12 protein-coding genes are annotated in these 11307 nt (G+C 72.6%); 5 read left to right on the forward strand and 7 right to left on the reverse strand.

Going from position 1 to position 11307, the window contains the following annotated elements:
- Window positions 1-1325: 1325 nt before the first annotated feature.
- Together ACWDAK_RS39120 and ACWDAK_RS39125 are read left to right on the forward strand one after the other, a co-directional pair.
- Window positions 1326-1955: a hypothetical protein gene (locus tag ACWDAK_RS39120; protein WP_427396131.1), complete on the forward strand. Its 630-nt coding sequence runs from the start codon at window positions 1326-1328 to the stop codon at window positions 1953-1955.
- Between the two features lie 61 nt (window positions 1956-2016).
- On the forward strand, window positions 2017-2427 hold the full coding sequence (locus ACWDAK_RS39125) for a helix-turn-helix domain-containing protein (protein WP_427396132.1): 411 nt from the start codon (window positions 2017-2019) through the stop codon (window positions 2425-2427).
- Between the two features lie 314 nt (window positions 2428-2741).
- Here the strand turns inward: ACWDAK_RS39125 and ACWDAK_RS39130 are convergent, their stop codons facing one another.
- Window positions 2742-3224 carry a hypothetical protein gene (locus ACWDAK_RS39130; protein WP_427396133.1) on the reverse strand — a complete coding sequence of 161 codons (483 nt, stop codon included), beginning with the start codon at window positions 3222-3224 and terminating at the stop codon, window positions 2742-2744.
- Window positions 3225-3503: 279 nt separating this feature from the next.
- On the opposite strand from ACWDAK_RS39130, the gene ACWDAK_RS39135 reads away from it, so the two are divergent.
- The 3 genes from ACWDAK_RS39135 to ACWDAK_RS39145 all read left to right on the forward strand — a co-directional run bounded on the left by ACWDAK_RS39135 (window position 3504) and on the right by ACWDAK_RS39145 (window position 4920).
- Window positions 3504-3779: a hypothetical protein gene (locus ACWDAK_RS39135; protein ID WP_427396134.1), complete on the forward strand. Its 276-nt coding sequence runs from the start codon at window positions 3504-3506 to the stop codon at window positions 3777-3779.
- Window positions 3776-4096, forward strand: coding sequence for a hypothetical protein (locus ACWDAK_RS39140; protein WP_427396135.1), 321 nt, complete (start codon window positions 3776-3778; stop codon window positions 4094-4096). The genes ACWDAK_RS39135 and ACWDAK_RS39140 overlap by 4 nt, the downstream gene beginning before the upstream one ends.
- Before the next feature lie 356 nt (window positions 4097-4452).
- Window positions 4453-4920, forward strand: coding sequence for a hypothetical protein (locus ACWDAK_RS39145; protein WP_427396136.1), 468 nt, complete (start codon window positions 4453-4455; stop codon window positions 4918-4920).
- 57 nt (window positions 4921-4977) lie between these two features.
- Here the strand turns inward: ACWDAK_RS39145 and ACWDAK_RS39150 are convergent, their stop codons facing one another.
- The 6 genes from ACWDAK_RS39150 to ACWDAK_RS39175 all read right to left on the reverse strand — a co-directional run bounded on the left by ACWDAK_RS39150 (window position 4978) and on the right by ACWDAK_RS39175 (window position 11091).
- On the reverse strand, window positions 4978-5979 hold the full coding sequence (locus tag ACWDAK_RS39150; protein WP_427396137.1) for a hypothetical protein: 1002 nt from the start codon (window positions 5977-5979) through the stop codon (window positions 4978-4980).
- A 91-nt stretch (window positions 5980-6070) separates the two neighbouring features.
- Window positions 6071-6328, reverse strand: coding sequence for a hypothetical protein (locus ACWDAK_RS39155; protein ID WP_427396138.1), 258 nt, complete (start codon window positions 6326-6328; stop codon window positions 6071-6073).
- 284 nt (window positions 6329-6612) lie between these two features.
- Window positions 6613-7161, reverse strand: coding sequence for a hypothetical protein (locus ACWDAK_RS39160; RefSeq protein ID WP_427396139.1), 549 nt, complete (start codon window positions 7159-7161; stop codon window positions 6613-6615).
- Window positions 7161-9644, reverse strand: a complete 2484-nt coding sequence (locus ACWDAK_RS39165) for a helix-turn-helix domain-containing protein (RefSeq protein ID WP_427396140.1) — start codon at window positions 9642-9644, stop codon at window positions 7161-7163. The genes ACWDAK_RS39160 and ACWDAK_RS39165 overlap by 1 nt, the downstream gene beginning before the upstream one ends.
- A 13-nt stretch (window positions 9645-9657) precedes the next feature.
- Entirely contained in the window at window positions 9658-10296 is a 639-nt protein-coding gene (locus tag ACWDAK_RS39170) for a hypothetical protein (protein ID WP_427396141.1), read from the reverse strand.
- 108 nt (window positions 10297-10404) lie between these two features.
- Entirely contained in the window at window positions 10405-11091 is a 687-nt protein-coding gene (locus ACWDAK_RS39175; protein ID WP_427396142.1) for a hypothetical protein, read from the reverse strand.
- Window positions 11092-11307: the final 216 nt, after the last annotated feature.

An 11307-nucleotide genomic window follows, 5' to 3' on the forward strand; every position in this document is an offset into this window, starting at 1 on the left:
GGGCCTCCGGGCCGAAAAGTGACCCTGACCTGCACCGATACCAGCGCAACCAGGCCGCCGGCCCGGCTACGCCGGGTAACCACGGGCCTTCGGCCCGGGTTGCTTGGGCCTTCGGCCCTGCGCGGCGGCGGAGCCGCCGGGACTGCCGGCCTTCGGCCGGGCGCCGGGCTTCGCCTCGGCGCTGGCTCGGCGGCTGCGCCGCCGGCGGCCCGGCTGCGCCGGGCGGGATCGGGCTGCGCCCGATCGGTGGGGGTTGGGGTGAGGTGGTTGGTGGGGTTGGTGGTGGGTCAACTCCGCGCTTCGCTGCGGAGTTTGGGTGGGTGTTGGGGTGGGGCCTGCGGCCCTTGGCGGGTGGGGGGTGTTGGTGGGGTGGGGGTGGGACGGGCTTCGCCCGGCTGGGGGTGTGGGGTGGTGGTGGGTGGGTGGTTCGGGGTGTGGGGGTTGGGGTGGTGAGGGGTGGTCAGGTGGTGGGGTCACTCGTTGGGGTGGTACGGGGGCGGGCTTCGCCCGTTCCGGTGCATCAAAGATAGCAAGCCGCTAGGGTCTGGAGCTGTGGCGGGGTCCCGGGGAGCGGGATAAAGGCCCGGGGAATTCAGGCGCATCAAGCCCGATCATTGCGCCCATAGAGCCCGACGGAATCGGCCGGTTGAATCGACCTGGCCGCCCCTGTCAGCCTATTTCCGGGCGGGAGAAAGCAGAGGGAATGCGAGATGAAAAGGCGGAAGATTGACGGCGGTGAATTCCGTGGGTCAGCCATCGGCCACGGGCTCCGAGTCCGGGGAGCAGCGGAGCCGGCTCCTGGGCGACGGTGGTCAACCGGTGTACCGATCCGGCGGGGGCGGGGTCCGGAGGAGCCCCCGCCGGGGCTTCCGCGCGGCTGGAAGCCCAGCACGTCCGGCGGAAGGGCAGTCCAGCCGTCGTCCGGCCGGGCGCAGCGAAGCGGGCGCGGCACTGCCGGATCGGCCGCAGGCCGATGCCGTGGGACGGTCCGGAGGTCGGCAACGGCGGTGGTCCGGGCGCTCCTGACGCCGACACGCCCGGCAGCGCCGGGCGTGGTGTGGCAGGTGGCGAGCGTTCGGGCTGGCCTCTACAGACACATAAGAGCGGGCGCGGTCGATATGTGCTCTGAGCTGGGGCGATGCGTTTTGGTTTGTTTCAGGTTTCTAGAACAACGCGGTGCTGGGTGTTCTGAGGATCTGAAACAAACCGGGGCCTCAGCAGTGGTGGCTGGAGGCGCAGTTTGTTCTGGAGGAGCAGAACGAAGCGGTTCCACTGGTGATACCGTTCGGGCTGGCCTGAGTGATGATCTTCGAGGGATGGTGTCGATGAGCCAGCTGCCGGTTGTGCGCCCCGGCGAGCGCGTGGTCGCGCGGTCGGACGGCAAGGGCGGCCTGATCATCAGCGTGGAGAAGATCCGGGGCCGGGAGTTCGCGGCCAGCGCGGCGACGAGCGGCTACCTGCTCGATGCGCGGCTGCTGATGGACGTCCTGGGCAGCATGAAGATGCCCGGCAGCTGGTTCCAGGTCTGGTGCAAGCTGGTGGCTGCCCAGAGTGCGACCCGCAAGGACGCCGAGGAGGAGAAGAAGACTCCCCGCGGGTACGTGCGGGTGAGCCAGCGGGACCTTCAGCAGCGCTGCAAGCTGTCGGCGGCGTCGGTGAACGAGGCCAGCCAGTTCTACATGCACATCGGGTGGATGCGGACCGCGAAGCGGGGCCTGCTTCAGCTGAACCCCTGGCTGACCGTGGCCGGCACCTCCGGCGAGCAGGAGCAGTGGCAGCGCGCGTGGAACGCCGCCGACGGGCCGGTGTGCATCATCCCGGCACCGGAATACCCGGCGGAGTGGCGGGCGGCCCGGGAGAAGGCGAAGAAGGAGGCCGAGGAGGCCCGGCGCAAGGAGACCGTGGTCGAGCTGCGGCCGAAGCGCCGTCTGCCCGCGCGGAAGGCCACGGCATGAGGCCGGCCCGCATACTGTCGTACGACAAGGCCATCACCACGTCGACCGGAAGGCAGGCACAGTGAGCTCGTACGTTCCCGCGATCCCTTCGGACAAGCCGGTCGTCATCTCCCGGCAGGTCTTCGCTGTGCTGGCCCTGGTGGACATCTCGCTGCCCGCCCGCCGCATTCTGGACATGCTCATGTCGCTCCACGACGAAGACACCGGCGTCGCCGAGGTGAGCCAGTCCGAGATGTGCAGGCTCATCGGCGCGAACAAGCCCACGGTCAATCGCGGCTTCAAGGAGCTGCGCGAGTGCGGCCTGGCGTGGCTGCTGAAGGCCAGCCACTACCAGGTCCACCCCGCCCTCACCGGCGCTGCGGCCGGCCCAATGGCGGTGCCCGAGATCAAGTCGGCAGCGCCGGAGGCCCTCAACGCGCAGCGCCGCGAGCGCTTCGCCGCGCAGGTCGCCAACCTCGCCCACAGCGCCTGACCCACGCCACCTACGCCCGGCCCGCGTTCCCTTCTGGGAACCCTGGCCGGGCGTAGCCGTGTGCACCGTTCCCCTCCAGGGGAATCCCGCAGGTCAGGCCAGCGACGCCACCCCTGGGCGGTATCACCAGCAGAACCGGTTCGTTCTGCCCTGGCAGAACAAACTCGAGGTGCCGGCGGCGGCTGCAACGCGCGCCGCGCTGCGGAGCGGATCGGGCTGTTTGCGCAGGTCAGCCTTGCAACGCGGGCGGGCGTTGCAGGGCCGGGCAACTCTGGGCGCAGGCCGCGTTGCGGCGGTCCGCCAGCGCAGCTGTTCTACGCCCGTGAAGCCAGGATCCGGGCGAGGGCCCTGGAGAACCGGGCCATGACCTGGTGGCTGCCGCCGCCGCAGAACTCCTCGCAGCGGTCGCAGCCGCCTCCCGTCGCAGGGCCGTCGCCCCGGCAGCCCGGCGGGCAGTCGTGGTGGCGGTCGGCGAAGTTGGACACCCAGGTCGGCAAGGGCGAGGCCGCACGGGCGACCGGGTCGGCATAGCAGCCCTGCTTGAACAGGTACGCGGTGACCAGCCAGATCTCGACGTGGGGGTAGGCGGGGTGCCGGGTGCGGCCGAGCTCGTGGAAGACCGTCTCGTCGACCAGCTCGGGGACGACCTGGTCCAGGCCGCCGTCGGTCAGCCGGTCGAGGAGCAGCCGGGTGCGGTCCACCGCCTGGCGCCAGAGGCGGGTGGTGGCGGTGTCGAGGTCGTGGACGGCGGCCACGAGGTCGTCGTGCCCGTGGTGGGTGGTGGTGTGGCTGGTCATCTGGCGAGAGTGGCGCTGCTGGCCTGTGGATAGATTTCGCCAACTCCGAGCGTAAAGTGGGCTGAACCTGGGCAACTTGGTACGGTCGGTGGGCCGCCGGGATGGTCGGACGTGACTGACCGTCCGGCAGGTTCCGTGTGGGGAGTGCTACCGAGTTCACGGCTGTAGTGTCACGGTTCGGGCGCCGGCCGACTCCGGGCGGCCGACCCAGTCACCCGGGCCCGCGTAGATCGTTTCCCTCCTGGGAGATCCCGCAGGTCGGACGGACGGGAGTGGAGCATGGAGCAGTCGGCGGGCCGCGACGGCCAGGAGAAGCGCAACTACCAGATCGTGGCGCACCGCGTGGACGACGCGCACCCCGGGGCGGCCAGGCTCACCACCTACGCCTTCGCCAGCTCGGTGGAGGAAGCACTGCGGCTGACCCGCAACAAGTACGAGCGGGGCGAGCGGAGCCTGTACGGGGTCGGCTTGTACCGGATCGTGCGGGTGGAGGAGCTGGCCGAGGACCTCACTCCCCTCCCCGACCCGGCCGCTCCGGCCGGAGTCCCGGAATGACCGACGCCACCGCCTACGAACAGGCGCAGCAGCAGAGCGCCCGGGTGCCGAGCCGGTGCTCGGTGCCGTGGGGCGTGTGCCCGGAACACGGCGCCACCCTGGCGTCGAACGCCGATCGCGGTACCTGGTGCATGGACCCGTCGTGCCTGAACGCCTGGCCCTACGACCGGATGGGCGCCGCCTGCCTGGAGCCGGCCACCCACACCGTCCAGGCCGACGACGGCGGCCGGTACATCGTCTGCGACGGCCACGCCCGCGCGGCCCGCATCCACATCGTCCGCGGCCAGATCCAACCCGGCCTCCCGCGCGCCTCCTGACGCCCTTACAGGGGCTCTGGCGGCCTCACGCGGCGAATCCCAGGGCCCCTCCGTCGGCCCAGTCCCGGCGAGGCCCTGCAGAGTGCCCTGTAGGCCCTCGCAGGCCCGGCCCCAGCCGGGCCCGACCGCCCCGATCAGCTGACAGCGCGCCACAAGGCGAAGCTGGCCCGACGGTGCTGGCCGTCCCGATACCCTGCTGGCGGGCCGCGCGGTGTGTCGGTCCCGGACCGCTGACGGCCGCGACCGGCAGCACCAACGTCCTGACGGTGCCCCGCATCAACGCCCGCCTCGCAGCAGACTGTCCCGGTGCCGTCCAGTGGCCCGGATCGCGGGCCGGCCACCAGCAAGGACACCCGATGGTCAAGAACCACGCCCGGAAGAACGCCGCCCGGGCCCGTGCCGCCAAGACCGGCGAGAACCACCAGAGCGCCGTCGCCGCCGTCCGCGAGCGGACCTCCCTCCTGCCGCCGCCCCCGACCGCCGAAGAGATCCTCGCCGAAGGACGGGCAACGATCGTCGCCGCACTCGGCGACCTCGCCGAGCAGACCACCCACCCGGCGCGGCGCAGCCTGTATCCGGAGCTCCAGCAGGAGGTCGAGGCGTCCACGACGTTCGCCGACATGCGCAAGGCCCGCGGAACCTTCGCGTTCCGTCAGGCAGACGGGTACTGGCTGGACCGCTGGAACGCGCTGTCGACGAGCCCGGTCGAGTCCTACGACGAGCACGTGCGCGGCATCAACCGGTGCTACTGGGCGCGGCGGGTGATGTACGAGTGGGTCTGGCCCGGTGAGTGGGACAAGCACCTCTACGGCGCGGGGAGCTGACGGCACGCACAACGCAAGGCGCCGGCCACCTGATGGTGACCAGCGCCTTGCGACTTGTCAGAACTGGCTACGCCGCACGATGGGCCTGGCGGGCCGGGCCTGGTCGGTGCCGCGTAGTGCGAGGGCCGCGGTGCGGGTGCGCTCCAGCCAGCCCATGACCTGGCGCACCGTGGCGGGGTCGAGGGTGCGGGTGAGGTCGCGGACGGCCTGGTGGTCGTCGTCGCTCAGGTTGTGGAGGCCGGCCCGGTCCAGGGCGGTGTAGAGCGGTTCGGCGGCTCGGCCGGCCAGGCGGCGGTGGGCAACGTCGGTGGTCTGGCGGGCCTGGTGGGCGGCCTCGCGGGCGCATTCGGCGACGTCCTGCTGGTGGCGCTGACGGCGCAGCGCGTGCTGGAGGGCGGTGTCGTGGTCGGGGTCGTAGCGCTCGACGCTGGTCTGGGCGGTGTGGTCGTACACGCGCTGCCACTCGGCCAGGGCGTCGGCCGCGGTGGCGAAGGTGGTCTCGTCCCCGGCGTCGGCATGCCGGTCGGCGCAGCGTTCCTCAAACCGGGCCTGTCCCAGGGCCTGCTCGATGTTCCCCAGGGTCATCCCGGCCGCCCGGCGGCGGACCCGGCCGCGGACGTCGCCGAGCAGCCCGTGCTCCTGGTCGTCGGGCTCTTCCTCGTCCTGGCCGTGGTCGGGACGGGCGGGGTGCTGGGCGAGGGCGGCGTGCAGGGTCGATCCGGCCTCCCATGCCTCGGCGTGCACGACGGGCTGCGGTTGGCCGTCCGGGCTGGCGCCGAGGACGATCCGGCCTTCGATCAGGGCCACCCAGCCGTCCAGGCCGTCGACGTCGCGCTCGGTCCAGCCGCGGGCGAGGCCGGCGCCGTGGTGGAGGGTGCGGATGCCGTCGTCGCCGGTCCAGCGCAGCCAGATCGCGCCGCGCACCAGCGGCGAGTCCAGGACCGCCCGGCCCAGGTCCCGGTCTGCTGGCGCGGGCCGGCTGCGGGAGTCGGACAGCGCCAGCGGCACCGGCGCCTCGGGGCGGGTGGTGTACGGGTCCTGCTTCGCTGATTCCGGCATGGTGGTGCCTCCGCTTCTCGGCTGTGCGGTTCAACGGTGACCGCCACCAGGTGGTGGCGGCCAGGCGTGGGACGTGGGGGCGATTCAGGCGCTACCGGGTGGCCATCGGCGGCCAGCCGCCGGCGGCCCGGCAGTCGTTGCGGTCGATGTGGAACCGCGGCCCGGCGTCACGGTCCTGGCCCGGCTCCGGGATCGGGCCGAACCAGGTGGTGCCCTCCCCGGTGATCCGGTCGCCGCAGTGGGCGCAGCGCCACCGTGCGGGCGTCAGCACCCACGCCGCTTCGAGGTCCGCCAGCTCCTGGGCGACGTCGTCGTGGCTGTGGTCGTCCTGGTGGTCGTCGTTCGTCATTGCGGTCTTGCTCCGTCCTTGGAATTCCTGGCTTCTTTCGCAGCCGAGTGCTTCGGTTATTGGGTCGGAGATCCTGCTTCGGGTGCGCTGTGAATGCGGTTCGGGATTTCTTCGTGTTCTGCCGACGGGCCAGATTCCCCGAGATTTCTTGTGTCCAGGCTGCCTTGGGCCGGTCGCGGTCAGGCCGGTGTCCGCGCTGCTCCCGGTTCTGGGCGCGGCCACCGGCCTGTGGTCGTCTGCCATGAACTCACCCTATGGGTAGGCAAGTTGGGTGGTGGTGATGTTCAGTTCAGGTCGAAGTCGTCGGGGTCGAAGTCGAAATCTTGGGGCCGGAAGTCGCCGTAGGCGCCGCCGTTGAAGTAGTCGGCGAGGGCCTGGCCGATCACGGCCCGCACGTCGTCCTCGTTCTCGGCGCGGGCCAGGGCGGCGGCCTGCTCGCCCGAGAGGTTCAGGTGGACGTCGCGGGCCCGGACCGCGTCCGAGCCGCGGATCGCGAAGGTCGTCGTCCTGCCGACCCGGGCGCCGATGCCGGAGATGGTGCCGAGCTGCTGCAGCTGCTTGGCCTTGCGCTCCCGGCCGCGTTCGGTGGTCTGCACGTCGAGTGCTTCGCGCCGCAGCCGCTGCTCGTGCTCGACGGGGTGGCGGGTGCCGTCGATCCAGCGCAGCACGGTGCGCGGCGAGACGCCGTAGGCGGCGGCCATCGCCTTCGTGCTGCCGCCGTACTTGCGGTCCCGCACGTGCCCGGCCTGGGTGGTGGACTGCACGGGGGCCTGGCGCGAGGGGAACAGCGCCTCACGCACCCGCCCGAACATCCCCCGGAGCTTGCCGGCCATCAGTTGCCGCCTTCCTCGTCGTCGGTCTCGGCGCCATCGCCTTCGGCGGCGGCCTGGTCCTGGTCGATGGCGGTGCCGTCGGTGGTGTAGTCGTGGACCAGCCGGGAGGGGTGCTCACGGCGGCCCATCACCTCGAGGACCGCTTCCAGCGGGATCGAGGCCTCGTGTTTGTGGCTGCCCGGGGCGATGCCCAGGCGCAGCGCCCCGGGGACCGGGGTGCCGTCGTCCTTGACCGGCAGGAGCTCCAGCGGGGACGGCTGGTCGGCGGCGTAGAGGTAGGAGTCGCGGTTGACCGCGAACGGCGCCCGGCCGGTGAGCTGGAGGGTCTTGCGCAGGCGGCGGTGGGCGGCGATCCGGGCGGTGGCGACGATGTGGAAGCGGATCTCCGGGCGGTAGGACCAGGTGGCGGCGACCTTCTCCAGCCAGACGGTCTCGTCCGGGCGGGCGTTGCGGGCGGAGTCGGCCCACTTGCCGATGCCGCCCTTGTAGATGTTCTTGTACAGGCCGGCGAGCACCAGGGCGTCCGCGCGGACCGGGTCGGTGCCGACGTCCTTGTGCACGGCGTAGGCGGCGAGGAACTCCTCCGGGCTCTGGCCGTCGATCAGGCCCAGGTCGGCGTAGGCGCGCTTGTACCCGGCCCGTACGTGCCCGGTCCACTCCTTGAGCAGCGGGACGGTGTGGGTGGACAGGTACGCCTCGGTGATGGTCGCCGGGTCGAAGCCGTAGGTGGTAGCCATGTAGGCCACCGTCGGGGTGGCGTACCAGCCCGGCCCGGTCGGCGGGCGGCCGTGGAAGGTCGCCGGGTGCGGCAGCAGCTCGTCGACCGCGATGGTCGTGAAATCCGCCCACCACAGGCCGGCGGTCTTGCCGCCGTTCCAGTCCGGGCTCTTCACCAGCTCCAGCGGGCCGGACGGCAGGCGCAGGGAGTCGGTGACCGAGAGGTAGGAGGCGCAGACGTCGACCGCCACCGCCCACGGGTGGCCGGTCTCCTCGGCGGTGAGCTCGCGGGCCCACCACTTGTAGTCCTCCTCTTCGCACACCGGCTCGCCCTTGTTGAGGAGTTCGCGGGTGAGCGGGTGCCGGGCGCCGGCGGCCGGCGGCACGCACAGGTCGCCGCCCGGGAGGGCGCCCTCGCGCGGGTGGGAGGACCACTCTCCCGTCGCCTCGTCCTTGACCCACTCCACGCGCGGGCGCACCGCGTCCAGGAGCAGCATCCCAGTGGATGCGGCCGACGCTCCCGGGGCGACGCCCAGGTCGGTGGTGAAGGTCCGGAAGCGGCGGGCGAAGGTGAGGGCGTCCCTGGTCCCGTCGGGGGCGGTGGCGAGCGGCAGGGCGAGGGCGCTGGTGGCCTGCTGGCGGGCATCGCCCTGCCCCAGCCATGGCGCGACGGTGATGCGCACCGAGGTCTTCGGGCCGCCGGCCGAGCCCTTGCGGCGGAAGACGTGGAAGGCCGGGCCGATGTGGTCGCTCAGCTCCATGCCGACGCTGGCCGCGGCCTTCGCCATCTTGGCCTGCAGCGCGGTCAGGGCCTTCTCTGTGCCCGGCAGGGCGGCGGGCAGGCCGAGCTGCTTGAGCGCGGCGGCGGTCAGGCAGACCGTGCCGTCACCGCCGCGCCCCAGCGGGTGTGCCCGCTCGACCCGCAGCGGCAGCCCGGTGCCCAGCCACGCGAACCAGTCGGCCAGCTTCGGCCCGGCCGGGGCCGGGACCTGCGGCACGTCCAACACCCAGCCGCCGTCCTCGGCGACGTCCAGCGCGACCACCGGCCACCAGCGGGCCGCGGCCGACGTCGTGACGGCCTGGCCGGCCGGGCGCGCCGTGGCGGAGCGGTTCGGGGTTCGGGGCGCAGCCGGGCGCTGACCGCCGCGCACCGCCGGGGCCGACGACGCGGCGTCCGCTGGCCGGGACGGCGCAGCAGCAGAAGCGGGAACAGCCGCGGGCACGGCGGCCGGCGCGCTGGTGACGGGCGCCGGGGCGGGGGCGGTCTGCTCGGCCTGGGGAGCGGCGGGCGTGGGTGCCTGAGCCGCCGGGGTGGCGGGGCGGCACCAGCCGCCAAGGTGCATCGGGCGGCCCTGCGCGCGGTAGACGGAGGGCTGGCCGCACTGCACACACGGCGCGGCCTCGAACATCGCCAGGGAGCCGTCCGGGTTCTGGTCGAGCATCACCTGCTGCGGCGCCGGGTCGGCCTGCTCGGGCGCGACCGGCACCGGAGCGGGCGCGGGGGCGGCCTGCTGCTCGGGGGCGGGGAAGCGCGCGGCGAGGCCGTCGAGCAGCCGGGCGTAGGCCGGGGTGATGTCCGGGCCCGGGACGGCGGTGCCGTCCTCCCAGCCCTGGACCAGGGCCGAGTTCACCCGCAGGGCGGCGGCGATCTGCGCGGGCGTGAGCCCGGCCGCCAGGCGCAGCCGCTTGCGCTCCGCCGGGACCGGCAGGCCGGTGCGCACGGCTGCGAGCAGCTCGTCGACGGAGTTGAACAGGTCATCCGACATCGGGGGTCGCTCCTCAGCGTCCGTTGGGTCGGGTCGGGTCGAGGCGGGGGTCGCCGAACAGGGCGTCGAAGACGTCCTCGGTGACGCAGGCGATCAGGCCCTGCTCGGCGTGGCGCAGGGTGTAGCCGGCGGTGCGCCCGAGGTCGGCCACCGCGATCGGGACCTGCGGGCGGTAGTAGAAGGTGAGCTCCCGGCCGGCGAACTCCGTCGGGCCGGTCGCCCGCTCCGCCGGGGCGAACGGCAGGGTGAACGAGGGCAGGTCGGCCACGTCGGGCTCGGCGGCCAGGTGCAGGACGCCGTCGTCGGTGGTGCGGAAGGCGACGACCAGGTCCACGCCGCCGCTGCGGCGGTCCCGCGGCAGCCCGTGACCCTCCAGCACCCGGCCGAGCTGGGAGGGGGCCATGGCGGCCGCGAGGCCCAGCGCGCGCCGGTTGGAGTAGCTGCCGGTGGCGTCCGCGCGGGACATCGCCAGCTCCTTCACCAAGGTCAGGTGCTGAGTGACGTGGCTGATGCGGGCGACCAGGGCGGTGAGCTCGTCGAAGTCGGAGGCCTGCGAGGGCTCCACCAGTCTCTCGTTGCGCAGTGCCGCGAGCAGCGCCCGGCCCAGGTCATCGGGGACCTCGACCCGCTCGCCGCCGATGCTGATCCTCACGATTCAACTCCCAAACAGTAGAACGTAACCAAATGCTACGCCCGTCCATTCTGGGAGTCAAAGAGGAAAGGGCGCACGACCGATGCCGCGCGCCCTTGCTGGTTTGGGTCAGACTGCGTGCGGGGCGGCCCGACGGTCCCGCCAGTACGCGAACAGCGCCAGCCAGTGGTGCCGGGCCCGGCTCGGTACCGCCCACTTCCTGTCCGGCAGGTCGTCGCCCAGGTCCTCCAGGACGATCTGCACCGCCAGGTCCAGCCAGCCGGCCATGTAGCCGTAGCGCAGCAGCAGCTCGCGCAGCTCCTGGTCCGTTGCCGGCAGCTCCTCGCGCTCGAGCCAGTGCGCGCCGCGGAACTGCTCCACGGTCAGGGGCCGGCTCATCAGCACCGGCACCGCCAGCTCGACGAAGTCGCGGTCCCTGGCCTCGTGGCGGCTCATGTCGACGGGACCGCGCAGCTGCTGCTGAAGTTCCCGGGCCCCCTCGGTGGAATCGGCGGCCACGACCAGGGCGCGGGGCGCGGGGCTGTTGACCCCGTCGTCGGGCTCGCGCGTCACCCACACCCAGCACGGTGGCGGCGCAGCCACCAGTCGCGCCCGGTGCCGATCGGCCTCCGCGTCGTCGCACAGCGGCCCGATCTTCGTCCACGCCCTCGTCCTGATCGCCGGGTCTTCCGTCACCGGCGCCCAGTACACGTACGGCAGCGCCAGCCGCTCGTGCACCGCTTGCAATCGGCCAGCGAACTCCTCGACCGTCATCCCGAGGTAGGCGAAGTCCTCGGCGTACCGCTCCAGCTCCACCGCCCCGCTGCGCCACAGCGCCCGGTGCAGATCCCCCGCCAGACTCTGGAACAGGCCCGCAGGCAGGCGCAGCGCCGCCTCTAGCGATCCGAGCCGGGAGTTGCACCGCCGGCACAGCGCGCCTTCTCCGAACTAACTGGCCCGGACGGGAATCGTGTCAGAAGTCTGGTCTAGGTTTGGCCTGTGAACCACAGCAGCTCCAAGGCCGGGGCGTCC

Source organism: Kitasatospora sp. NPDC001175 (assembly GCF_053598215.1).

Excerpts from the sequence above, each read along its gene's own strand:
- ACWDAK_RS39135 (WP_427396134.1), top strand. The coding sequence starts at position 3,504 with ATGGAGCAGTCGGCGGGCCGCGACGGCCAGGAGAAGCGCAACTACCAG.
- ACWDAK_RS39160 (WP_427396139.1), bottom strand. The coding sequence starts at position 7,161 with ATGGCCGGCAAGCTCCGGGGGATGTTCGGGCGGGTGCGTGAGGCGCTG.
- ACWDAK_RS39145 (WP_427396136.1), top strand. The coding sequence starts at position 4,453 with ATGGTCAAGAACCACGCCCGGAAGAACGCCGCCCGGGCCCGTGCCGCC.
- ACWDAK_RS39130 (WP_427396133.1), bottom strand. The coding sequence starts at position 3,224 with ATGACCAGCCACACCACCACCCACCACGGGCACGACGACCTCGTGGCC.
- ACWDAK_RS39165 (WP_427396140.1), bottom strand. The coding sequence starts at position 9,644 with ATGTCGGATGACCTGTTCAACTCCGTCGACGAGCTGCTCGCAGCCGTG.
- ACWDAK_RS39155 (WP_427396138.1), bottom strand. The coding sequence starts at position 6,328 with ATGACGAACGACGACCACCAGGACGACCACAGCCACGACGACGTCGCC.
- ACWDAK_RS39140 (WP_427396135.1), top strand. The coding sequence starts at position 3,776 with ATGACCGACGCCACCGCCTACGAACAGGCGCAGCAGCAGAGCGCCCGG.
- ACWDAK_RS39150 (WP_427396137.1), bottom strand. The coding sequence starts at position 5,979 with ATGCCGGAATCAGCGAAGCAGGACCCGTACACCACCCGCCCCGAGGCG.
- ACWDAK_RS39120 (WP_427396131.1), top strand. The coding sequence starts at position 1,326 with ATGAGCCAGCTGCCGGTTGTGCGCCCCGGCGAGCGCGTGGTCGCGCGG.